The 23,268-nt window shown below is 69.2% G+C and carries 18 protein-coding genes; 3 read left to right on the forward strand and 15 right to left on the reverse strand.

Translation table 11 applies throughout. The features are described from left to right. Positions 1 to 22 precede the first annotated feature (22 nt). Both T333_RS15040 and T333_RS15045 read right to left on the reverse strand, forming a co-directional pair. Complete coding sequence (locus T333_RS15040; protein ID WP_496424831.1) at positions 23 to 841, reverse strand: PhzF family phenazine biosynthesis protein; 819 nt, start codon at positions 839 to 841, stop codon at positions 23 to 25. Between the two features lie 79 nt (positions 842 to 920). Beyond that, entirely contained in the window at positions 921 to 3,344 is a 2,424-nt protein-coding gene (locus T333_RS15045; protein ID WP_496424832.1) for a cation-translocating P-type ATPase, read from the reverse strand. 134 nt (positions 3,345 to 3,478) lie between these two features. Here T333_RS15045 and rarD point away from each other — a divergent pair, with 134 nt between their 5' ends. Together rarD and T333_RS15055 are read left to right on the forward strand one after the other, a co-directional pair. Next, entirely contained in the window at positions 3,479 to 4,399 is a 921-nt protein-coding gene (gene rarD, locus T333_RS15050) for an EamA family transporter RarD (RefSeq protein ID WP_496424833.1), read from the forward strand. A gap of 255 nt (positions 4,400 to 4,654) precedes the next feature. Next, entirely contained in the window at positions 4,655 to 5,581 is a 927-nt protein-coding gene (locus T333_RS15055) for an ADP-ribosylglycohydrolase family protein (RefSeq protein ID WP_496424834.1), read from the forward strand. 143 nt (positions 5,582 to 5,724) lie between these two features. Here T333_RS15055 and T333_RS15060 read toward each other — a convergent pair whose 3' ends face one another. From T333_RS15060 to T333_RS15070, 3 genes are all read right to left on the reverse strand, one after another. After that, positions 5,725 to 8,988 (reverse strand): arabinosyltransferase domain-containing protein, encoded by a 3,264-nt coding sequence (locus T333_RS15060; RefSeq protein ID WP_496424835.1) that lies wholly within the window; start codon positions 8,986 to 8,988, stop codon positions 5,725 to 5,727. Positions 8,989 to 9,173: 185 nt separating this feature from the next. Further along, entirely contained in the window at positions 9,174 to 9,674 is a 501-nt protein-coding gene (locus tag T333_RS15065; RefSeq protein WP_355004268.1) for a WKL family lipoprotein, read from the reverse strand. Positions 9,675 to 9,769: 95 nt separating this feature from the next. Further along, complete coding sequence (locus T333_RS15070) at positions 9,770 to 11,077, reverse strand: DNA polymerase IV (RefSeq protein WP_496425299.1); 1,308 nt, start codon at positions 11,075 to 11,077, stop codon at positions 9,770 to 9,772. A 291-nt stretch (positions 11,078 to 11,368) separates the two neighbouring features. Here T333_RS15070 and T333_RS15075 point away from each other — a divergent pair, with 291 nt between their 5' ends. Next, positions 11,369 to 12,256 carry a UTP--glucose-1-phosphate uridylyltransferase gene (locus T333_RS15075; protein ID WP_496424836.1) on the forward strand — a complete coding sequence of 296 codons (888 nt, stop codon included), beginning with the start codon at positions 11,369 to 11,371 and terminating at the stop codon, positions 12,254 to 12,256. A gap of 21 nt (positions 12,257 to 12,277) precedes the next feature. On the opposite strand, the gene T333_RS15080 is transcribed toward T333_RS15075, so the two are convergent. From T333_RS15080 to T333_RS15125, 10 genes are all read right to left on the reverse strand, one after another. Continuing rightward, entirely contained in the window at positions 12,278 to 12,787 is a 510-nt protein-coding gene (locus tag T333_RS15080) for a C40 family peptidase (RefSeq protein WP_496425300.1), read from the reverse strand. Positions 12,788 to 13,146: 359 nt separating this feature from the next. Next, a complete protein-coding gene (ileS, locus tag T333_RS15085) occupies positions 13,147 to 16,275 on the reverse strand; it encodes an isoleucine--tRNA ligase (RefSeq protein WP_496424837.1) in 3,129 nt (1,042 codons plus the stop codon). Between the two features lie 286 nt (positions 16,276 to 16,561). After that, positions 16,562 to 16,762, reverse strand: a complete 201-nt coding sequence (locus tag T333_RS15090; RefSeq protein WP_355004264.1) for a hypothetical protein — start codon at positions 16,760 to 16,762, stop codon at positions 16,562 to 16,564. Positions 16,763 to 16,924: 162 nt separating this feature from the next. Then, a complete protein-coding gene (gene wag31 / locus T333_RS15095; protein WP_496424838.1) occupies positions 16,925 to 17,776 on the reverse strand; it encodes a DivIVA-like cell division protein Wag31 in 852 nt (283 codons plus the stop codon). Between the two features lie 66 nt (positions 17,777 to 17,842). Then, the gene (locus T333_RS15100) at positions 17,843 to 18,145 is read right to left on the reverse strand and encodes a YggT family protein (protein ID WP_067785731.1); all 303 of its coding nucleotides are present in this window, start codon (positions 18,143 to 18,145) and stop codon (positions 17,843 to 17,845) included. An 89-nt stretch (positions 18,146 to 18,234) separates the two neighbouring features. Beyond that, on the reverse strand, positions 18,235 to 19,032 hold the full coding sequence (locus tag T333_RS15105) for a cell division protein SepF (protein WP_355004262.1): 798 nt from the start codon (positions 19,030 to 19,032) through the stop codon (positions 18,235 to 18,237). Between the two features lie 189 nt (positions 19,033 to 19,221). Continuing rightward, positions 19,222 to 19,983: a YggS family pyridoxal phosphate-dependent enzyme gene (locus T333_RS15110; protein ID WP_357254818.1), complete on the reverse strand. Its 762-nt coding sequence runs from the start codon at positions 19,981 to 19,983 to the stop codon at positions 19,222 to 19,224. Next, complete coding sequence (pgeF, locus tag T333_RS15115) at positions 19,980 to 20,708, reverse strand: peptidoglycan editing factor PgeF (RefSeq protein WP_355004260.1); 729 nt, start codon at positions 20,706 to 20,708, stop codon at positions 19,980 to 19,982. The genes T333_RS15110 and pgeF overlap by 4 nt, the downstream gene beginning before the upstream one ends. Positions 20,709 to 20,913: 205 nt before the next feature. Further along, on the reverse strand, positions 20,914 to 22,161 hold the full coding sequence (gene ftsZ, locus T333_RS15120) for a cell division protein FtsZ (protein WP_496424839.1): 1,248 nt from the start codon (positions 22,159 to 22,161) through the stop codon (positions 20,914 to 20,916). Between the two features lie 364 nt (positions 22,162 to 22,525). Continuing rightward, entirely contained in the window at positions 22,526 to 23,266 is a 741-nt protein-coding gene (locus T333_RS15125; RefSeq protein WP_496424840.1) for a cell division protein FtsQ/DivIB, read from the reverse strand. Between the last annotated feature and the right edge of the window lie 2 nt (positions 23,267 to 23,268).

Here is a 23,268-nt window from a genome sequence, read left to right on the forward strand (position 1 = left end):
GACGAGAGCCAGCCGGATGTGGTCAGTCGGGCAGCGTGACCACGCCGTCGAGGTAGCGGCGGCAGCGACCGAGCAGCAGAACCCGATCGTCGACCAGCGCGCAGCGCAGCGCGCCGCCGCGGCGGGACAGCTGACGGGCCGTCAGTTCGGTGCGCCCGAACTCGGCGGCCCACAGCGGAACCAGTTGGGCGTGCGCCGATCCGGTGACCGGATCCTCCGGCACGCCGAGACCGGGCGCGAAAACCCGTGAGACGAAATCGACTTCCGCGCCTCGGGCGGTGAGAACGGCCGCGCGCGGCAGCGGCGGAAAGGCGCTCAGCAGCGGACGGGCCCGGCGCACTTCGTCTTCCGAGGCGAGGACGACGACCTCGTCGGTGCCGGAGAAGGCGCGCACCGGCGTCACCCCCAACGCCGCGACCAGCGCCGGGTCGGGCTCCACCTCGACGGACGCCACCGTCGGCAGATCGAGGATGTACTCGTCGTCGTCGGTGCGGTCGACGTGCAGCCAGCCGCTCCTGGTGAAGAAGCTCACCCGGTCGGCGCCGGGATGCATGTCCTCCAAGACCTGGGCCGCGGCGGCCAGGGTGGCGTGCCCGCACATGTCGACCTCCGCCGCCGGAGTGAACCAGCGCAGGTGGAACACCGGATGATCCACGGGCGGGCCGACCGCCTCCGGAGGTAACTGCGAGGTATAGAAGGCGGTTTCGGCGAGGTTGTTCTCCTCGGCCAGATTTTGCAGCAGCTCATCCGGCAACCACGACGTCAGCGGCATCACGGCCGCCGGATTGCCCGAGAACGGTGCGTCGGCGAACGCGTCGATCTGGTGCAGCAGTACCTCCATATTCGGAGAAGGTACTCCAACCCCGAATGACCGCTTCGCACAAGGCTTCTCGCGCCGAAACCGGGCAGGTGGGCGAGGTTTACGCGCTGCCGCCCGGCGTGGCCGGGATGAGCCTGCGCTGCTCACCGTGCAGCGCGGCGCTGATCCACCAGATCGCCTCCACCAACACGATGCCGATGGCGCCGCAGACGAACGCCGAGGTCGTGAGCGCCACATTGGAGGGGTCGAGCTTGAAGAACTCGCGGGTGAACGGCACCGTGAACAGCACGACGTAGGCCGCCATGGACGCCGCGATCAGCACCACCTTCCACCACACGTACGGCCGGGCGACGATGGCCAGCACCCACACCGCGATCATGATCAGCGTGATGAGCGCGGTGGTGCCCGCCTGCTCCTTCTGTGTCTCGCTGGCTTCCGGTCCCGCGTAGGCGATGAGGTACGCCACGAACGTCGCGACGCCGATCACCACGCCGGACGGAATCGCCAAACGCATGACGCGCGAGACGAATCCGGTGCGCGCGCGCTCGTTGTTCGGGGCGAGCGAGAGGATGAATGCCGGAATGCCGATGGTGAACCAGGCGGCGATGGTGACGTGACGCGGCAGGAACGGATAGCCGATCGGCTCGTAGCCGAAGATCTGCGAGCCGACGCCGGCCAGACCGATCAAGAACGCGAGCAGCACCGAGTACACGGTCTTGGTGAGGAACAGATTCGAGACGCGCTCGATGTTGCCGATCACCCGGCGGCCCTCGCCGACGACGTAGGGCAGCGTCGCGAACTTGTTGTCCAGCAACACGATCTGCGCCACCGCGCGGGTCGCCGGGCTGCCCGCGCCCATCGCGACGCCGATGTCGGAATCCTTCAGCGCCAGTACGTCGTTCACGCCGTCGCCGGTCATCGCGACGGTGTGACCGCGCGACTGGAGCGCACCCACCATGGCGCGCTTCTGATCCGGGCGGACCCGGCCGAAGGTGGTCTCGTGCTCGAGCACGTCGGCCAGTTGCTCACGGTCCTCGGGCAACCGGCGCGCGTCGACGGCGTGATCACCGCCGGGCAGGTCGAGCGAGGAGGCCACCGCGCCCACCGAGACGGCGTTGTCGCCGGAGATCACCTTGATCGACACGTCTTGGCTGGCGAAGTAATCGAGCGTGTCGCGCGCATCGGGCCGGATCTTCTGCTCGAGCACGACGAGCGCCGCGGGCCGCACCGCGCCCGGCGCGTCGGGCGAGTCCACCGGACGGTCGCTCTGTGCGAGCAGCAGAATGCGCAGACCCGAGGAGCCGAGTTCCTCGGCCGTGCGCGCCTCCTCCGAGCCCGGGTCCAGCAGTACGTCGGGCGCGCCGAGCAGCCAGTCGCCGTGCTCGCCGTAGGAGAAGCCGCTCCACTTCTTGGCCGAGGAGAACGGCGCGACCGCGGTGTGCTGCCAGCCGGGCCGATCGGTCAGCTCCTCGGCGATGGCCTGCACGCTGGCGTTGGGGCGCGGGTCGTCGCCCGCCATCGCGGCCAGTGCCTTGCGCACTTCGCCGTCGTCGAACCCGTCGATGATCTTGATGTCGGACAGCCGCATGCCGTTCTCGGTCAGCGTGCCGGTCTTGTCCGCGCACACCACGTCCACGCGGGCCAGGCCCTCGATCGCGGGCAGCTCCTGGACGAGGCACTGGCGACGGCCGAGCCGCACCACACCCACCGCGAACGCGATGGAGGTCATCAGCACCAGGCCCTCGGGCACCATCGGCACCAGCGCGGCCACCATGCCCGTCACCGCGGGACGCCAGCTCTCGCCACTGGAGAACAGCTGGTTGTAGATGCTGAGCAGTCCGGCGGGGATCAACAGGTAGGTGATGAACTTCAGGATCTTGTCGATGCCGCTGCGTAACTCGGAGTGCACCAGGGTGAACTTGCTCGCCTCCTCGGCCAGCTTCGCGGCGTAGGCGTCGCGGCCGACCTTGGTGGCGCGGTAGGCGCCGGAGCCGGACACCACGTAGCTGCCGGACATCACCTCCGCGCCGATGGCTTTGTCGATCGGGTCTGCCTCGCCGGTGAGCAGCGATTCGTCGATCTCCAGCAGCGCGGCCTCCTCGACCACGCCGTCCACCACGATCTGGTCGCCGGGACCCAGCTCGATCAGGTCGTCGAGCACCACGTCCTTCGGCGCGACCTCGTGCGCGACGCCGTCGCGGCGCACGGTCGGCCTGGCCTGGCTGACGATGGCCAGCTGGTCCAGCGTCCGCTTCGCCCGGATCTCCTGGATGATGCCGACCGCGCTGTTGGCCACGATCAGCAGACCGAACATGCCGTCGATGATCGAACCGGTCGACAGCACCAGGATGAACAGCACACCGAGGATGGCGTTGATCCTGGTGAAGACATTGGCGCGGACGATGTCGCGTACCGAGCGGCTGGCCCGGTCCGGCACGTCGTTGGTGAGCCCGTCGCGGCGACGCTGCTCGACCTCCGCCGTGGTGAGTCCGGTGGCGCCCGATGCCTGAACGGTTATCGACATGGTCGTCAGCGTAGTAGGCGGACCTCAGCATCGGCTTCGGCCGTGCGCGGGGCTGTGGACAACTCCAGACCATCCACAGCCCGCCGCACCGATAATTCATCCCATGAACAACGCCCGCCCACTAACCTGGCACGGTGCGGCGAATCAGATCCATCCCCGGTGTTGCCTTCGGCACCAGTGCCTATCTGATCTGGGGTTTGTTCGCCGCGTTCTTCGGTCTGCTGGCGTTCGCGAGCCCGGTGGAGGTGCTCGCGCAGCGGATCCTGTGGACGCTCGTGGTGGTGCTCGCCGTGCTGGTCGTCACCGGACGGCTGCGCGAGATGGCGAGCATCGACGCGCGGACCTGGCGGTTGGCCGCGCTCGCCTCGGCGGCGATCTCGATCAACTGGGGCGTCTACGTCTACGGCGTCACCTCCGGGCACGTGGTGGAGTGCGCGCTCGGATACTTCGTCAACCCGCTGGTGACCGTCGGCTTCGGCGTGATCATCTTCCGCGAGCGGCTGCGGCGGGCGCAGTGGGCCGCGCTCGGGCTCGGCGCGGCGGCGGTCGCGGTGCTCACCGTCGACTACGGCAGGCCGCCGGTGATCGCCCTCGCCCTCGCCTGCTCGTTCGCGCTGTACGGGCTGGTGAAGAAGGTCATACCGCTCGACGCGCTGCGCGGCATCGCGGCCGAGGGCATCGTCGCCGCGCCGTTCGCCCTCGCGTTCGTCCTCGTGCTGCTGTTCACCGGCCGCAGCGAGTTCACCTCCGGCGCGGGACACGCCGCGCTGCTGATGTCGACCGGGCCGGTCACGCTGGTGCCGCTGCTGCTGTTCGCCATCGCCGCGCAACGAGTTCCGCTGTCCACCATGGGTTTGCTGCAATACCTCACCCCGGCGCTCCAGATGGCCTGGGGCGTCGCCGTCGTGCACGAACCGATGCCCGCGTCCCGCTGGGCCGGATTCGCGCTCATCTGGGCGGCGCTGGCGATCTTCACCGCCGACGCGCTGCTGCGCGCCCGGCGCGGTCGCCGCACACCGACTCCGGTGTCACCCGCCGAAACGCCCGCCCCCTGAGTGCGGCGCCACCCCGCCGTCACCCCCCGCCACTGCCCTTCGTGAGGAGGCATTCGAGTGCGCGTCTCGACCGCCATCGGACGGGCACAGGCAGGCAGAGCACGACCGCCGTGCACCGAACCGGCCGCCCTGACCGGACTTTCGTCGTGTCGGCACAGAGAACGCGGCCGACGCTTGTCCGATTCGACAGCGGGCCCGCACACGGCAAGCCGATACATTTGCCGCGATCGACGCGGGACCGGAAAGGTTTTCACGATGCTGGACGACGGGCGACTCGACAGGGCGGCGGGTGTGCTGCTCGGCACCGCGGCGGGCGACGCGCTCGGCGCCGGATACGAGTTCACCCGGCCGGGACCGGAACAGGAGATCGACATGATCGGCGGCGGGGCCTGCCGCTGGGAGCCCGGCGAATGGACCGACGACACCGCGATGGCCGTGGTGATCGCCCAAGCCGCCGCGGACGGCCCCGGACTCGAACTCGACGCGGTGGCAGCGGGTTTCGTGCGGTGGTACGACTCCGACCCGAAAGACATCGGCGTCCAGACCAACCGGGTGCTCGCCGCGCGACCGGCCTCCGCGCGGGCCATGCACCAGCAGGCCATGTCGTTGGACGGGCTGACCGGCGGGAACGGTTCGCTGATGCGCACCGCGCCGATCGCGCTGTCCTACCTGGACGACGCCGCGGAGTGCGTGCGGATGGCGGGAGCGGTCGGCCTGCTCACCCATCACGATCAGCAGGCCGTCGAGGCGTGCAAGATCTGGACCTACGCCGTCCGCCACGCGGTGCTGACCGCGACCCTCGACGGCGTCCGCGAGTACGTCGCCGCCACCGACAGCGCCGACTACTGGAACCGGCTGCTCGACCAGGCCGAAAACGGCGCGCCCGCGCACTTTCCGAACAACGGCTGGGTCGTGCACGCGCTACAGACCGCCTGGTGGGCGATCACCACCGCCGACGCCTCCGGCCCCGAACATCTCCCGCTGGCGCTCGAACTCTGCGTCCGCGCGGGCGGCGACACCGACACCACCGCCGCCATCGCGGGCGGGCTGCTCGGCGCCCGCTGGGGCGCCTCCGCCGTCCCCGTCCGCTGGCGCACCAAGCTGCACGGCTATCCCGGCCTGACCGGCGAGGACCTGGTCGCCCTCGCCACACGTATCGTCACGGCGAACAGCAACGCCTGAGACGCCGGATAACCCGTCGCTGCCAACAAATCCCTGGTGAATCGGCAACGGCTGCGACTCCCACAATTCCGAGCGGGCCGAGCTCGAGGCGCGAACCACGGTCCGCACGCCGACAGAGCTCTCGTGGGACGCGCCGGTCGAACTCAGTAGTTCGTATTGATCGGCCCCGGACTCCACAGCCCGGAGTGATCGCGCTGGGTGATCGCGGGTTCGGCCGGAACGGCGCTGTCATCGATCCGCGTGAACAGCTGGAGATCACCCCAGTCGCGGTCCCAGTCCTCGTTCAGATACGTGGCCAATGACCGTGCGCGCAACAGCATTCCGGTCCAGCCGAGCGGACCGCCGCCGTCGTGGCTCTGCCACAGGTTGGTGACGGCGGCGCCGGGGCGGTCGGGCAGGATGCGATAGCCGGGGACCTCGGCGATGCCGCCTCGATGATCGAACGGCCGCTGATTCGGGAATTGCAGCCCGACCATCCAGTCCACCAGGGCGGGCGTCGTGCCGACCACTTCGTTCAGCGTCTTGGTCTTCGGCACCCGCGGCGGCGTCACGGCCAGCCACTGCTTCGGATTGCGATCGCGGTCGACGGCGACCAGACGGATGACGTCGGCCTGCGCCGGAATGTCGGCGAACGGCACCCGCAGGTTGCGCCAGGACGGCGCAGGTCCGATGTCGATCGGGACGACCCGGCCCATCGGCTGCGCGGTGGACGCGGAATCCGTTGCGCCGTACTCGATCTGCAACGACTGGCCGGGCGTCACCACACCGTCGGCGTCCACCGACCAGATGCGGCCCGCGGCGCTCAGCGCGATGATCCCGGCGCGGTCGCCCGGATCGGGCAGCCGGTACCAGCCGGTGGTCAGCTCGGCCGGGCCCGCGTCACCGGAACGGTAGCTGCCGAGCACCGGGACCCGGGCCGGGTCCAGGCCGAAAGGCAATGCGGCGGTAGCGGTTCCGGCTTCGTCCTCCGACGAGGACTTGGTGGCGAGCGCGTCGGCGATGCTGCCCGTCGAACTGCTGCCCTCGTCGTCCGGCCGCAGGTCCTCGGCCACTCCGCCCGGCGTGAACCCGGTCGCGTTGCCCGCGAGCGTGCTCTGCGCGTCACCGGTGAGCGGCGCGAGCATGCCCTCGTTCGGATCGGTCTCGACCAGGACGTGACCGGCGAGCCCGTACGGCTTGCCGGTCACCGCTTCGATGTTCGAACGCGCCAGCGAGAACGACTGCCCCTGCGCCACCGCCGCTTTGGCGAAGGACCCGATGTCCCACACCACCAGCAGCGCGAGCGCGATGGTTAACGGAGGAAGCAGCGACACCCGCCACCCGATCCGCGAAACCCGCTGCGGGGTACCGGGTTCCGGCGCGTGCACATGCCACCAGGCGGCCACCGCCAGCAGCGCGACCGCGGCCACCCGGAACAGGTCGTTCAGCATCAGACCGGCCACCGACGGCGGCTTGTCCCACCACGGCATGCCGTACGCGGAGACGTACCACCAGCCGTTGGGCCCGGAGAACACCAGCGCGAGCAGGAACGCGATCAGCGCGGCGAACAGCGCGCGGTTGCGCGGCGACCGCAGCACCTTGGGGCCGACCGCCATCGCGGTCAGCACCGCCACACAGCCCGCGACACCGGCGAACACGCCGAAGTGGTGGGTCCATTTGGTCGGCGTGACCATGATCAGCAACAGGGCGCCCGCCGTCGTCCCGAGGATGCGCCGCGACGGGCCCGCGGCGGTCAGCGGAATCCGCCCGCCCTTGCGCAACAGCACGGCGACACACACCACGATGCCGATCAGCATGGCCAGGATGCCGATCCGGCGACCGACCGAACCGTCGACCTCGCCCTGGAACAGGTACTGGTAGCGCAGATATTCCTGGAACCACGGCACGTCGGGACCGATGTCGTGGTGCACCCGCTGCATCTCCAAGGCGGCGGACAGCGGCTGGTCGGCGAACGCGATCGCCAGCACGAGCGCACCGGCCGCGCCGAGCGGTGCGAGCAGTGTCAGGTAACCGAGTACGCGCTGCCGGACGGTGCCCGAGCCGACCTTGTCCATCACGATCCTGGCGACCGGACGCAGGCCGGACAGCAGCGCGGCGATACAGATCAGGCCGGACGGACCCGCGGTGACGGTGAACGCCGCGACCAGAACCGCGAGCGCGGCGGGCAGCAACCGCCGGGTGGCGATCGCGCGCTCCACCGAACACCAGGTGAGCAGCAGCCCCAGCGCGACGGGCGGTTCGGGACGCAGGCCGTTGTCGTAGGGCAGCCAGACCACGAGGAAGCCGAGCGCGCCGGTCCACAGCGCGATCTTGTCGTGCCGCACCGCCACGCCCAAGCGCGGCACCACCTCGCGGCTCAGCAACAGCCACAGCAGCACACCGCAGGCCAGCGCGGGCAGGCGCACCCACGGGCTGGCGGTCGTCACCTCGGCCATGATCCGGATCAGGTCGTAATACGGTGTGCCGATCGGGTTCTCGGGGACGCCGAAGTAGGCGAAGTAGTTGGACATGTAGCCCGCCGCACCGGACGTGCGGGCCATGCCGAACTGGTAGCCGTCGTCGGAGGTGGTGGCGCCGATGAAGTGCCAGAGCACCAGCACGCCGAGCACCACGCCGTCCAGCACCGAGAACGTCCACCAGCGCTGCGGCAGCAGGCGGCGGGTTCGCCTGCCGTCCTCGCGGTCGATCCGATAGAGGGCGACCAGCGCGACGATCGTGGCCAGCACGGCGAGCCAGATGGCGGCCCGTTTGACGGGAGTCGGGCTGGAGGTGAAGCGGGTGTCCAGGGCCGCGGTGACGGTCGCGCCGTCGGCGGCGGCCAGGTCGCTGTAGATGCCGACGAGCTGGGGGCGGAAATCGCCGTCGAGCGTCACCGGGAAGCCGGGGGCGGTGAATCCCGGCATGGTCGCCGTCGCCCGGGTGGTGTCGGCGTGCACGGCGAGTTCGCACCCGGCGGGCAGTTGATCGACTGGCGTGCTGAGCAGCGCTTGGTTACGCAGGATGACGTCGAGCCGGGCCGATGCGTCGGCGGTGGGCGTGGTCACCCGTGCGAGGAAGCCGTAGCGCTCGCGGTCCGGCGCGCCGTCTGGCGCGGTGGCGGCGAGGGTGCCGCCGTTGACGGCCAGCTGCCCGATGGCCGCGCACGGCAGGGTGGCGTCGAAGGTCGACGGCGCGTAGGCCACCAGCGGCGCCTCCACGCTGCGCGCCGAACCCGCCTGCGGCCAGGACAGCGTCGCCTCGTCCACCCGGATCGGGAGCAAGGGCACCGCCACCGCGCACAGCGCGCCGATCAACGCCGCGAGCAAAGCGACGGGCCGCGCCCATCCCCCGCTCGTATTCCGCTGTGCCGTCCCGGGTCTGGGATCCTCGACGGACGGCTGCCCCGCCCACACCATAGTGTCAGCCACGAGGCCAGATAGTAACGATCGAAACTGAGAGCGAAACCCGAAGCCTGTTCCGAGCGCGGTTCCACGGGCGAATCAGGCGGCTGATCTGCGGATTCTCGCCCACGCATCACTTCGGCGGACCGACTCGGCCGCCGCGAAGCGGGATCGTCGCGGCCCGGATTCGGGCCGGGCCGCGACACCGCGGATCAGGCGCAGGCGGCCGACTGCTGGCCGAGCGCGGTCAGCATTTGGCAGGCCCACGCCTTCTGGACCTTCCACTTGCCGTCCTCGGCGACGAACGGCACGTCGGCGATGTTCTCCTGGCCGTTCAGCACGATCTTGGCCTTGGCGTTGATGGTGTCGCCGAACGCGGTCACCTCGGTCACCTCGACGGTGGCGCCGGTCGCCTTGTAGGCCTCGGACAGCCGGGCGGGCAGCTCGGGATCGGCCTCGGCGCCCTGAATCATCGCCAGCTTCTCCTCGTTCGGCACCGCCGGGTCGAGCGCCTTCTGCAGCTGCGTGTTCAGCTCCGCCGCGGTGGGCACCGCGGGCAGGTTCGCCTGAGCGGTGGTCGCCTTGGCGCTGGTCGTCGTCTTGGCCGTCTTGGCGGTGTCGCTCGAATCGTCGCCGCCGCAGGCGGTCAGGCCCAGGGTGGCAACGATGGCGAGGCCAGCGATCGCGATGCGTCCAGTCGTACGAAGCTTCAACTGCTCGTCCTTTGCGTTCGAGGAGGGGTCCGTGTCGTAACCGCGGCAGCGTCCACCAAGAACCGGCGGCACCGCCCGAGGCATCAGGCTACCGGTCAGTCGAGACTGCCGAGCGGATCCGCCCGGGACAGACTGATGTCGTCGGCGCTGAAGGTACGCGCCGGGCCCGGCCCTGTCGAACTGGTCTCGAAGCGCACGGTGACCACGCCGTGCCCCGCTCCCTGCACCCACCCGTGTCCGTAATCCGGGTGCGCCACATCCATTCCCGGGTACCAGAGGCGCGCGGACGGACTCGGCTCGGCGGCGGGCGGCGCTGGCTCGCTCGGTTCCCATTCGGGATCGAGCGTGTCGTCGACCGGGCTCTGATCCAGTTCCGGGAAGAGCGATTCCTGTCGCACCGTGGACAGCCCGCCGAAGCCGACGCCGACCAGGCGGATCGGGCCGAGCTCGGCGGGATCGATCGCCGACCGCTGGGCGGCGGTGGTCAGCGTGGCCAGGTCGGTGGTGGCGTAGGGCAGGGTGAACGAGCGCGTCACCACGCTCATATCCGACTTCCGTAGTTTCAGCACCACGGTGCGCGCGGCCCGGCCGTCCTTGCCGAGCCTGGCGTGCGCGGCCGCGGCCATGGTCTCGATCGCGGGTCGCAGCTGGGCCAAGGTGACGATGTCGGTCTCGTAGGTGTTCTCGGCGCTGATCTGCTTGGCCTCGGCGCGCTCGGCGACCGGCCGGTCGTCGATGCCGCGGGCCAGCCGGTGCAGCGCCGCCCCGACGCTGCCGCCGAGCAAGGACACCACCTCCGATTCGGGCAGCGCGGCGAAGGCGCCGACCGTCTCGATGCCGAGCGAACGCAGCCTGCCCTCGGCGACCGGGCCGATCCCCCACAGCTTGCGCACCGGCAGCCCGGCGAGCAGTGCCTGCTGCTCGTCGGGCGCGACCACCCGGATGCCGTCGGGTTTGGCCAGGCCGGAGGCGATCTTGGCGAGCTGCTTGCCGCTGCCCGCGCCGACCGAGGCGACCAGACCGGTGCGTTCGCGCACCAGCGCGCGCAACTCCGCGCAGAAGTCGTAGACCCGCTCCGCGTCGGCGCCCGCCAGCTCCTCCGGTTCGCCGAACGCCTCGTCGAACGAGAGCGTCTCCAGCACCGGGATGCGGCTGCGCAGCGCCTCGAACACCCGCCCGCTGACCACCCCGTAGACCGCCCCGCGGGGCGGCACCACCACGGCCGTGACCCCGACCAGGCGCTTGGCCTGGTGCATCGGCATCGCGGAACGCGCGCCGAAGACCCGCGCCTCGTAGCTGGCCCCCGCGACGACGCCGCGTCCCCCGGTGCCGCCGACGAGCACCGGTCTGCCGCGAAGCGTCGGGCGAGTCAGCTGCTCGACCGAGGCGAAGAACGCGTCCATATCTATGTGCAGCACCCAGCGCTTGGAGGTGCGGCCGACCGCCGCCTTCTCCGTCGCCCGATCCGTCCGCACGACCGGAATCTACGCCAACCCACCGACATGTTCGCCGCCGCGGCGGCTGGGTGTTGCCTGATCGATTGCTGCGGATCTGCGGAGCGTCCCGGCAGCCGCCGACACCGCGATCCAGCAGTCTTGACCTGGGCCGATACCTCGCGCGCCAGGTTTTTCGACACGGCAACGAACGACGGGGATCGCGCCTTGCCCGCCGGTTCGTATGTGATGATCGGACCCATGAAGATCCGTAAGGCAGTCATCCCGGCGGCCGGTATCGGCTCCCGGTTGCTCCCGCTGACCAAGGCCATCCCGAAAGAGATGCTGCCGGTCGGCGACAAGCCGGTCATCGAGCACACCGTCCGCGAGCTGGTCGCCTCCGGCATCACCGACATCACCATCGTGGTCAGCGGCGGAAAGTCGTTGATCCAGGACCACTTCCGCCCCAATCCGGCCCTCGTCGCGCAGTTGCGCGCGGACGGAAAGACCGCCTACGCCGACGCCGTCGAGGAGGTCGGGGAACTGTCCCGCCTCGGCCACATCACCTATCTCGACCAGCACGGCCCCTACGGCAACGGCACCCCGGTGCTCAACGCCGCGCGCAACGCCGGTGACGAGCCGATGCTCGTGCTCTGGCCCGACGACGTGTTCGTGGCCGAGGTGCCGCGCGCACAGCAGCTCATCGACGCCTACGAGGCCACCGCGGCGCCGGTGCTCGCGCTGATGCCGATGAACCCGGCCGAGTCCAAGCGCTACGGCGTCCCGGTCGTCGCCGACAATCAGGGCAACGGCCTGCTGCGCATCACCGGCCTCATGGAGAAGCCCAAGCCCGAAGACGCGCCCTCGGCCTACGCCGCCATCGGCGGCTACGTGGTGACCCCGGGCATCGTCGACGAGCTGCGCAGGCAGACCGCGGCCTGGTACGAGCACCGCACCGGCGAGGTCTACCTGACCGACGCCATCAACGTGCACGCCGCGGAGAATCCGGTGTTCGGTCAGGTGATTCGCGGCCGCTGGTACGACACCGGCAATCCCGGCGACTACCTGGTCGCCCAGTTCGCCTCGGCGCTGGCGCATCCGGAGTACGGTCCGCTGCTTCGCGGTCTGGCCACCGACCACCTCGCCTGAACCGCAACGGTTTTCGCGCCGTCAGAACCGGCGGACGGCGTAGATGGTGAACTTCCGGAGCGGCGCGAGGCCGACCGGGACGCCGCGACCGTAGGCGTTGAAGATCTGCCCGAAGCCGGCGTAGATGCCGACGTGCGAGCCGTCGTCGTTCAGCACGACGACGTCGCCCGGCGCCATCGCGCGGACCGGCACGGCGGTGCCCGCCGTCGCCTGCTGCCAGGTCGTCCTCGGCATGTCGACGCCGACCTGCCGGAACGCCCACTGGACGAGCCCGGAGCAGTCCCAGCCGTGCGGGCCGGTGCCGCCCCATACATAGGGCTTACCGGTCTGGGTCGTGGCGATGGCCAGCGCGGCGAGGCCCCGTGGACTGGGCAGCGGCAGACCCGCCGAGGCGCTCGAACCTCCGGAGCCCGAACCGGCCGCCGAAACGGGGCCGCTGCCGGTGTCGGACCAGGCGGGTCCGGCGAGCAGCAGGGTGACGATCGCGGTGACGACAAGGCCGGCGAATATCCGGCACAACGATTTTCTGATCACGAAACGCACCTCTCCTGTGGGTCCGGCGAACAGGCCGCGACAAGCGGCCGCGCTGACGCGCGGCGCCACCCTCGTCATCGGGGTGGAGCCACCGACCTCCGCGCCTATCCGGCTTCACAGCCCGCCGAACAGCGCACATCAGGTAGAACATGCCTCACGAGGATCACTGCGGTACCACTGATCGATCTGCGCACCAACAGCAACACGCCCGATTCTGCCGGGCTTTTCGGAGACAGGAGAGGTTTCCAGCAAATTCCCAGCGTGTGATCTAGATCACTATCACTGCATGGTCTCGACCGCCACTCGGTCGAGCCGCGTCGTCGGGGTGGACGACGACGCCCACCCCGACGACCGGCTCAGGCCTTGGCGACCGCGGCCTTCACACCACCGGCGAGTTCGGCGGCGTCGGCGCCCGCGGTGCCGAAATCGAGTGCCGTGGCGAGGATTTCGCCCGCGATCAGATCCCGGTGGGTCTGCGCCCAAGCCAGGCGCTCGGCCGGGACCTCGAGGACCACGGTGATCCGGTCGGAGACGTCCAAGCCGAGCGACTTGCGGGTCTCCTGGAGGTCGCGGATCAGGTCGCGGGCCCAGCCCTCGGCCTCCAGCTCCTCGGTGACCACCGAGTTCAGCACCACCAGACCCGCGTTGCCGGGCAGCGCCGCGGTGGACTCGGGCTCGGCGGCGACCAGCCGCTGGGTGTATTCCTCGGGGAACAAGGTGATTCCGGCGGCGCTGACGACACCGGCGGCATCCTCGGACCACTCGCCCGCCTTGACCGCCTTGATCACCGTCTGCACGTCCTTGCCCAGGCGCGGACCCGCGGCGCGGGCGTTCACCGCCAGCTCGAAGCGACCGTGCACGGCGATGTCGGTGGTCAGGTCGACCTTCTTGACGTTGACCTCGTCGGCGATGATGTCGGCGTACGGGCGCAACCGCTCGGCGTCGCCCGCCGCGATGGTCACCTCGGCCAGCGGCAGCCGCACCCGCAGGTTCTGTGCCTTGCGCAGGCTGAGCACCGTCGAGCAGACCGTGCGCACCTCGTCCATGGCGGCGACCAGCTCCGGATCCTCCGGCAGCTCGCCCTCCTTCGGCCAGTCGGCCAGGTGCACCGAACGATCGCCGGTGAGCCCGCGCCAGATCACCTCGGCGATCAGCGGCAGCAGCGGCGCGGCCAGCCTGGAGACCACCTCGAGCACGGTGTGCAGGGTGTCGACCGCGTCGCGATCCTCCGACCAGAAGCGCGAACGCGACCGGCGCACATACCAATTCGTGAGCGCGTCGGCGAACGAGCGCAGCTCCTCGCAGGCGCCCGCGATGTCGTAGGCCTCCAGTGCGTCGGTCATCACATCGCGGGTTTGCGCCAGCTTCGCCAGGATGTAGCGGTCCAGCACATGCGGCGAATCGGTGCGCCACACGCCGGGCTTCGAGGCGTACAGCTGCAGGAAGCTCCACGCGTTCCACAGCGGACGCAGCGCGTGGCCGACGCCCTCGCGGATGCCGCGCTCGGTGACGATGAGATTGCCGCCGCGCAGGATCGGCGAGCTCATCAGGAACCAGCGCATCGCGTCGGAGCCGTCCCGGTGGAACACCTCGTTCACGTCCGGGTAGTTGCCCTTCGACTTGCTCATCTTCAGCCCGTCGTCACCGAGCACGATGCCGTGCGCCGCAACCGTTTTGAAGGCCGGGCTGTCGAAGAGCGCGGTCGAGAGGACGTGCAGGGTGTAGAACCAGCCGCGGGTCTGCCCGTTGTACTCGACGATGAAGTCGCCCGGGAAGTGCCCGTCGAACCAGTCCTTGTTCTCGAACGGGTAGTGCACCTGCGCGTAGGGCATCGAGCCGGACTCGAACCAGCAGTCCAGCACCTCCGGCACCCGGCGCATGGTCGACTTGCCGGTCGGGTCGTCGGGGTTCGGCCGAGTCAGCTCGTCGATCATGGGCCGGTGCAGGTCGGTCGGGCGCACACCGAAGTCGCGCTCGAGCTCGTCCAGCGAGCCGTACACGTCGACCCGGGGGTAGGCCGGATCGTCGGAGACCCACACCGGGATCGGGCTGCCCCAGTAGCGGTTGCGGCTGATGTTCCAGTCGCGCGCGCCCTCCAGCCACTTGCCGAACTGACCGTCGCGGATGTGCTCGGGCACCCAGGTGATCTGCTTGTTCAGCTCGACCATCCGGTCGCGGAACTTGGTGACCGCGACGAACCAGGACGGCACCGCCATGTAGATCAGCGGCTGCCCGGAGCGCCAGCTGTGCGGGTAGGAGTGCTCGATCGTCTCGTGCCGCAACAGCTTTCCGGCGGCCTTGAGGTCCTTGATGATCACCGGATTGGCGTCGAAGACCATCAAGCCCTCGTACGGCGGCACCATCGAGGTGAACTTGCCGCCCGGATCCAGCGGCTGCACGATCTCGATGCCGTTGGCCGTGGCGACCTCCATGTCCTCCTCACCGAAGGCGGGAGCCAGGTGCACGATGCCGGTGCCGGAGTCGGTGGTCACGTAGTCGGCGGTGAGCACGCGGTGCGCGTTCGGGTGGCCGACGAAGAAGTCGAAGGGCGGGGCGTAGGACAGTCCGGCCAGCGCCGCGCCGTCGAACTCGCCGAGCACCTGTGGCTCCTCGCCGAACTCCCGCGCGTAGTGCGAGACGCGCTCGGCGGCCAGCAGGTAGCGCTTGCCGTCGGCGGCGCTCAGGTGCACGTAGCGCACGTTGGGGTGTACGGCGATGGCCAGGTTGGACGGCAGGGTCCACGGCGTGGTGGTCCAGATCAGCGCGTTGGCGCCGTCGAGTTCGCGCAGCGGATGGTCGTCGAGCACGCGCAGCGCCATGTCGACGGTGACGGCCGGGTCCTGGCGCATCTTGTAGGCGTCGTCCAGGCGGGTCTCCTGGTTCGACAGCGGCGTCTGCTCGTACCAGCTGTAGGGCAGCACACGGAAGCCCTGGTAGATCAGGCCCTTGTCGTAGAGCGACTTGAAGGCCCACATGACCGACTCCATGAAGTCGAGATCGAGGGTCTTGTAGTCGTTGTCGAAGTCGACCCAGCGAGCCTGGCGGGTGACGTAGTCGCGCCATTCCCCGGTGTAGCGCAGCACCGAGGATTTGCACGCGGCATTGAATTCCGCCAACCCCATGGCGTCGATCTGTGATTTGTCCGTGATACCGAGCTGCTTTTCCGCTTCGATTTCCGCGGGAAGGCCGTGACAGTCCCATCCGAAACGCCGATCGACGCGCTTGCCGCGCATCGTCTGGAAACGTGGGATCAAATCCTTCACATAGCCGGTGAGCAAATGACCATAATGCGGCAGACCGTTGGCAAAGGGTGGGCCGTCGTAGAAGACGAACTCGGCAGCACCCGAACGGTTCTCGATGCTGGCGCGGAAGGTGTCGTCGGCCGCCCATGCGTCGAGCACGCGTTCTTCCAGCTCGGGAAAGCCCGCCCCGGAGCCTGCGCCCAGATCCACGCGGGGGTATGCGCTCTTGCTGTCGTCCGCCATCGCGGATGCGTCTCCTCGTGCCACCGCGCCGCAGGCGCGTATCAGTGGTTGGCACGGGGACGACCCCGGCGCTCGGTGCGCCGAAACCGCGGTACCACCCCGTTTGTCCTGGTCTGCCCCACCGGGGCCGCCGGACCACTCGTTGTGAGCTGTGACGGGCTCACCCGTTCGGTTCTACTGAGCGCCTCGGCGCCGTTCTTCCGAAGGCTCCCCGGTGATGGCCGGATCGACGCCGTTCTGTTTCGATTCTAACCAGCCGGGACAAGCGATATTCCCCGCACCCGGCTCAGCGTTTGGCGTGCCGCCCCGGCGGCGGTGGTGCGCCGTTCTCCGGGCTGCGCATGGACAGCGCGCTCGCCAGCAGCAGCACCGCGCCGATGACGCAGACGACGATGCACCCCCACGCCCACAGCACCGACCCGGTGGTCAGCGCCGTGACGAGCAGGGCAAAGCCGATCGCCGCCAGGACGAGTGTCAGAACGAGCATGATGACCCCCTCGGCGTACCTCCGCCTTCGCTACGGCCATGCACGGGCTGTGACACGCGTCGTCCGGCTGGGTCCGCCGGGCATGCCAGGCGATTCGACTTTACCTCTGATGACGACTCGAACAACTGCTTTCGCGACGGCGCAGGACCGCCGAGGGTGGTATTACTTGCCGCCCTTGGCGAACGAGGCGGGCGCGAGGTTGCTCGCGGTGTTCGTGTCGGCGAACGCCTCGCCGCCGTCCACCGGGACCGCCGAGCCGCGGTTCTCCAGCTCCTCGAGCTGCGACTCCAGGTACGACTTCAGCCGCACGCGGTACTCGCGCTCGAAGGTCTTGAGCTGCTCGATCCGGCTCTCCAGCACGCTGCGCTGCTGGGTGATGGTCGCCATGATCTCGGTGTGCTTGCGCTCGGCGTCGGCCTGCAGCGCGTCGGCCTTCTCCTTGGCCTGACGCAGCTGGCTGTCCGAGCGGGTCTGCGCGTCCGACAGCATCGCGTCCGACTTCTGCCGGGCGTCCGCGATCATCGCCTCGGACCGGGTCCTGGCGTCGCCGACCAGTCGCTCGGAGTTCGCCCGCGCGTTGGAGAGCAGGTTCTCCGCCTCGGTCTTCGCGTCGCTGGTCAGCCGGTCCGCCATCTCCTGGGCGAGGCTGAGGACCTTGGCCGCCTGCAGGTTCGCATCGGCGCCGGGGGCGTCCTTCGGCACGGGAGCGGCCGCGGGCATCGGGGCCGGCGGCGGTGCGGGCACCGGGGGTTTGATCGGTTCAGGAGGCGGAGCCTGCTGTACCGGGGCCTTGACCGTTGCCGGGGCCGCCTGCCGGTTCTTCTTGGCGTCGGCCAGTTCCGCATCGAGTTCGGCGACCCGCTGGCGCAGGTCGGCGTTCTCCTCGATCAGACGCGAGAGCTCCTGCTCCACGAGATCCAAGAAGGCGTCGACTTCATCCTCGTTGTAGCCGCGCTTCCCGATCGGCGGTTTGCTGAACGCGACGTTGTGCACATCGGCTGGGGTCAGCGGCATGGAAGGATCCCTTCACGCGTCTTTTGGAGATCGAGCAGATCTAGCAAGGTATCTTGGCCCATTCTGTCACACCGGAGCTACCGGTTGCCCGAGCCTGCTCACGATCGACATCAGGATGAAGACGATGAATAGCAGGACCATAATCGACAGATCCAGGCGAATTCCCCCCAGGGACACCGGTGGTATCAGCCGTCTCAGTAGTTTCACCGGAGGGTCCGTGATCGTGAAGATCACCTCCAGGATGACGACAACGACACCGGTCGGTCGCCAGTCACGGGCGAAGCTACGAACGAACTCGACGATCACCCGGCTGATCAGCAACAGCCAGAAGATGAACAGTACGAAGTACAGCACCGCGAACAAGGCCACGACTTCACTCTGCCCGAAAATCGGCGTTGCGCAAAATGACCACACCGCCCCGCGCGCGACAAGACCGACGAACCCCCCGGATCAGACCGCTATTTCTGGTTGTAGAAGCCCGTTTCGGCGATCCTGCGCCGCTCCTCGGCTGATACGTCGACATCGGCCGGTGAGAGCAGGAACACTTTGGTCGCCACCTTGTCGAACGAGCCACGCAGGGCGAAGGCTAGGCCGGCCGCGAAGTCGACGAGCCGCTTGGCGTCGGCGTTGCTCAGGTCGACCAGGTCCATGATCACCGGATTTCCCTCGCGGAAACGCTCGCCGATGATGCGGGCCTCACTGTAATCGCGCGGGCGCAGCGTCGTGATCTTGGACAAGGGGCCTCCGTCCTCGAAGATCCCCGGCCGGCGAGCGGGTGCGGGCTCGGGGCGCACGCGCTCCTCGAGCCGCCGCTCCTCGGCGTCGGGATCGACGGCGAGCGCACCCCTGGTGGCTCCCCGCAACATGCCTGCGCCGCCGCCCGCGCGGAACCGGCCGGACGACCCGGCCGCATCGATACGGGTGGGACGCCGCGACGACTCGTAGCGCTCGTCGCCGTAGGGCTCGTCGGCGTACTCGTCGCGGCGCGCCGCCGGGTAGCCGGCCTGGTAGGGCGACTTGTAGGCGGGCTCGGGGTAGTCGGCGTCCTCGTCGAACCGGTCCTGGCCGAAACGGTCTGCGCCGTAACGATCTTCGGTGTACCGGTCGGCGCCGTAGCCGCCGCGATCGGAGTAGTTGCGCGGGCGCGCGCCACCGCGCTCGGTCGCGCGCGGGGCGCGATCGTCGACGTAATCGTCTTCGTAATCCTCGAGCGGCACCATGCCGAAGTACGCCTTGAACTTATGCAGCGTGCTCATACACTTACCCCTCCCCGTCGCTCGACTCGGTGATGACCACGATGGTGGCTGCGTCGAGTCCATGCTCGCTGCGCTCGCTCATTCTGGTCGACCTTCCTTCGGCCCCGGTGGCGGCCGGGTGTTGAAGTCTTGCTCAGCCCTCGTCTGTCCCAATCTTATGTGTCGAATGTGACTGATGAGGTTTCTTTGCTAGCCCGAGGTTATCGGTCGAGTACCCATCAGGGCGGTACCGACACGCACAACCGTCGAGCCGTGTTCGATCGCCGATTCCAGATCACCCGACATACCTGCGGAAAGCTCGGTTGCGGCGGGGTGACGGGCGAGTAGCCGCGTGTGCAAAGTCGCAAGCCGCGCAAAGGCGCTATGAGGCTCGGCGTCGAGTGGCGGAATCGCCATCAGGCCTCCGAGCTGCAGTCCTTCCGCCGCCGCGACATGGTCCGCGAGGCGCTCGAGATCATCTTCGGTGACGCCGCCTCGCTCCGGGTCTTCGTCCAGGCTCACCTGGAGCAACACCCGCAGCGGCTCGGTGCGCTCGTTCGCCTCCAGCGCGGCGATCGCACCCCTGTCAAGAGCCGTTGCCAACCGTTCGCTGTCCACCGAATGCACGGTGTGTGCCCAGCGCGCGACCACTTTGGCCTTGTTGCGCTGCAGGCGACCGATCATGTGCCAGCGGATATCCGGGCGGTTGCCCAGTTCCGCGACCTTCGCGGTGGCCTCTTGTTCGCGCGATTCACCGAACTCCCTACGGCCGAGGCCGTACAGAATCGCGACGTCGGCGGCCGGAAAGAACTTCGTCACCGGCAGCAAACGCACCGAACCCGGCTCGCGCCCCGACGCCCGGCACGCGGCATCGATCCGCTCGAGCAGACCGTCCAGCCTGCCCGCCAGCTCCGCGGTGCGCGCGTCGGACTGTGCCGCAACGGTTTCCGTCGTTTCACCGGGCCAGGTCATCGCGGCCCCTCGATCCAGATCACGCCCGCGATGCGTCCGGTCGGCGCGCCACGGCGGTGGCTGAAGAGCGTCTTGTCCTCGATGGTGCAGCGCGGGTCCTCGGCGACCGCGGCGATCCCCGCCTCGGTCAGTTGCCTGCGGATTCCCGCGCGCAGGTCGAGCGCGGGCGTACCGCGCACGGTAGTCGTCGCGCTGCCCGGCAGGTGCTTTTCCACATCGTCGCGCATGGCGGCGGGCACCTCGTACTGCCTGCCCGAGGCGGCCGGGCCGAGGAACGCGCCGACCCGGTCGAGCCTGGCGCCCACCGACACCATCGCGTCCAGCACGCGCGGCACGATGCCGATGCGCGCGCCGATACGGCCGGCGTGCACGGCGGCGATGACGCCAGCCTCGTCGTCGGAGAGCAGGATCGGAACGCAGTCGGCGCTGAGTGTGACCAGCGCCAGGTTCGGCACGGTGGTGACGAGAGCGTCGGTGGCGGGCACCGGCTCGGTGCGGGGGCCGTCGACGATTTCGACGGCGCGCCCGTGAATCTGCTCCATCCAGACCAGCCGGTCCGGGGTGAGGCCGATGCCCGCGGCGAGGCGCTCGCGGTTGCGGCGCACGGCCGCCGGATCGTCGCCCACGTGGTCGCCGAGGTTGAACGAGTCGTAGGGCGGGGCGGAGAAGCCGCCCGCCCTGGTCGTCGTGACCCGTCGGACGGTGAGTGTGTGGGCAGCAGTCATGCCTCCGAGCCTAGTGGCTTCGGAGGGTGCCGCGGCGGCTCGCGCAACGGGCGTCGAACCGCGCGCTCGGCGAATCCTCGTGCTCGGTCGGCGGATTCGCGTATGCGGCGCGGCGCGGGACGGCACGCCGTGCGGCGAACCTCACCTCGCGCGACAACCGCCCGCGGCCCGCGACCGTCGTCCCGGTGCACCCGGGACGATCGGATCAGCGGCGCATGAAGATCGGCACGTCGACATCGTCATCGTCGTCACCGCCGTCGTCCGGGGGCTGGATGTGGGAGCGGCTGTTGTGCGAGACCGTCGGCTCGGCGGGCCGGACGCGGTCGCTGTGGTAGCTCGGCACGGCGCCGCGGGTCACGCTGCTCGAGGTGCCCGCCGAAGTGGTGTCGGTGCTGCGCGTGGACGCGGCGATCTCGCTCGGCCTGCTGCTCTGGCCGATCTCGCCCGCCCGTCCCGAACCGATCGAACCGCGGACGGTCGCCGGGTCGAAGGTGCGCCGGGCCGGGCCGCCGCCGTCGAATCCGGCCGCGATCACGGTGACCCGCACTTCGTCGCCGAGCGAATCGTCGATGACGGTACCGAAGATGATGTTGGCCTCGATGTGCGCGGCTTCCTGTACCAGCGAGGCCGCCTCGTTGATCTCGAACAGACCGAGGTCCGACCCGCCCGCGATGGAGAGCAGCACGCCGTGCGCTCCGTCCATCGATGCCTCGAGCAGCGGCGAGTTGATCGCCGCCTCGGCCGCCTTCACCGACCGGCCCTCGCCGCGCGCCGAGCCGATGCCCATGAGCGCGCTGCCCGCGCCGGACATGACGCTCTTGACGTCGGCGAAGTCGACGTTGATCAGACCAGGGGTGGTGATCAGATCGGTGATGCCCTGAACACCGTTGAGCAGCACCTCGTCGGCGGAGCGGAAGGCGTCCATCAGGCTGACCGCGGCGTCGCCGAGCTGCAGGAGCCGGTCGTTCGGGATGACGATGAGGGTGTCGCAGGACTCGCGCAGCAGGTTGATGCCCACCTCGGCCTGGTTGCCGCGGCGCTTGCCCTCGAAGGAGAACGGCCGGGTGACCACGCCGATGGTAAGCGCGCCGAGCTTGCGCGCGATGCTCGCGACGACCGGCGCGCCACCGGTACCGGTGCCGCCGCCCTCGCCCGCGGTGACGAAGACCATGTCGGCACCCTTGAGCACCTCTTCGATCTCGTCCTTGTGGTCCTCGGCGGCCTTGCGGCCGACCTCCGGGTCCGCACCCGCGCCGAGACCGCGGGTGAGTTCACGGCCGACGTCGAGCTTGACGTCGGCATCGCTCATCAGCAGCGCCTGCGCGTCGGTGTTGACCGCGATGAACTCGACTCCCTTGAGTCCCTGTTCGATCATCCGGTTGACGGCATTCACGCCGCCGCCGCCGATACCGACGACCTTGATCACCGCAAGGTAGTTGTGCGGGGGCGTCATGGGCTCTCGCCTTCCTTCGATCTAAAGCCTGTCATTTTCGGACTCAGGACATTTCGCTATGGCATCCTCGGTTGTTTTGCCCGGGACCGGTTCACTCCACGATCCGCGGCCGGGCAAACCCTAAACCTCAACCACAGGGTTAGCGTTATGTCAAGTATCCGACTGGTGCGGAACGCTATTCGCAGCCGCCGCGATACGGGCGCAGGCGCGCCGACACGAGTGACAGAATCTTGTGTGATCCCTCTCGGTCGCCACTTCACACACCGTATGGTTGGACGGTTGCCCCCCGAGCCCCATCCCGGCGACGGCCCTGCGCCTCGCGGCAGAGCGCCCCCGAAAATTCCCTGGGCACAATGGGTGTCGATCACTTTACCGTGACCAGATTCGGGCTCGACACGTCGAACACCGTTCCCTCCCGCGTCAACAGCGGCAACACCACGGCCGCCTTGCGTTCGGCATCGTTCGCACTGCCCCAGAGTACCGTGCGCCCGTCGTGCAGATTCAAGGAGATATCCGAAATCGACCGTGCGACAACCTCGCCCACCTGGATATTCAGGGCGGGCGGCAACACCGCGAGCACCGCGACCGCCGCGCGGGTCAACGGATCGGCGCCGCCGGGTCGATCGGTGATCAACTTCGGCACCCCGATGGGCGCGGCCTCGATGGCGAATTCGACGCTTCCGGCATCCAGTAGATGCGCGCCTTCCTCGGTCTCGAAGAACAACACCGGCGACCGCTCGACAATGGTCACCTTGACGGTCGACGGGTACACCCGCTGCACCCGCGCCGAACTGACTTTCGGAATACTCGCCACCCGCCGCGCCATGGCGTCGGTATCGATGCGCAACATCGAGCGGCCCGAAGGAATTTCGAGTCGCTCGCGCACTTGCGCCTCCTGCACCTCGACGAGCCCTTCGATCTCGACGGTGCGCACCGAGAGCACCGGCGTGAACCAGGAGACCAACAGGACGACGGTAAGCACGCACACGCCCAGCAATCCCCACAGCCGCATCCGGCGCAGCCGGGCCGGACCGCCGGGGCGGCGCAGCAGGTCGAACCGATCGAGCCAGCTCGCGGCCGCGCGCCGCTCACCCCCCGGCCGCATCG

This window comes from Nocardia sp. CNS-044 (assembly GCF_059570515.1).

Bases quoted from the DNA above. Each gene is read 5' to 3' on its own strand.
- T333_RS15040 (WP_496424831.1), bottom strand. From the start codon at position 841: ATGGAGGTACTGCTGCACCAGATCGACGCGTTCGCCGACGCACCGTTC.
- T333_RS15045 (WP_496424832.1), bottom strand. From the start codon at position 3,344: ATGTCGATAACCGTTCAGGCATCGGGCGCCACCGGACTCACCACGGCG.
- T333_RS15055 (WP_496424834.1), top strand. From the start codon at position 4,655: ATGCTGGACGACGGGCGACTCGACAGGGCGGCGGGTGTGCTGCTCGGC.
- T333_RS15070 (WP_496425299.1), bottom strand. From the start codon at position 11,077: ATGGACGCGTTCTTCGCCTCGGTCGAGCAGCTGACTCGCCCGACGCTT.
- T333_RS15075 (WP_496424836.1), top strand. From the start codon at position 11,369: ATGAAGATCCGTAAGGCAGTCATCCCGGCGGCCGGTATCGGCTCCCGG.
- ileS (WP_496424837.1), bottom strand. From the start codon at position 16,275: ATGGCGGACGACAGCAAGAGCGCATACCCCCGCGTGGATCTGGGCGCA.
- T333_RS15090 (WP_355004264.1), bottom strand. From the start codon at position 16,762: ATGCTCGTTCTGACACTCGTCCTGGCGGCGATCGGCTTTGCCCTGCTC.
- wag31 (WP_496424838.1), bottom strand. From the start codon at position 17,776: ATGCCGCTGACCCCAGCCGATGTGCACAACGTCGCGTTCAGCAAACCG.
- T333_RS15105 (WP_355004262.1), bottom strand. From the start codon at position 19,032: ATGAGCACGCTGCATAAGTTCAAGGCGTACTTCGGCATGGTGCCGCTC.
- T333_RS15110 (WP_357254818.1), bottom strand. From the start codon at position 19,983: ATGACCTGGCCCGGTGAAACGACGGAAACCGTTGCGGCACAGTCCGAC.
- pgeF (WP_355004260.1), bottom strand. From the start codon at position 20,708: ATGACTGCTGCCCACACACTCACCGTCCGACGGGTCACGACGACCAGG.
- ftsZ (WP_496424839.1), bottom strand. From the start codon at position 22,161: ATGACGCCCCCGCACAACTACCTTGCGGTGATCAAGGTCGTCGGTATC.
- T333_RS15125 (WP_496424840.1), bottom strand. From the start codon at position 23,266: ATGCGGCCGGGGGGTGAGCGGCGCGCGGCCGCGAGCTGGCTCGATCGG.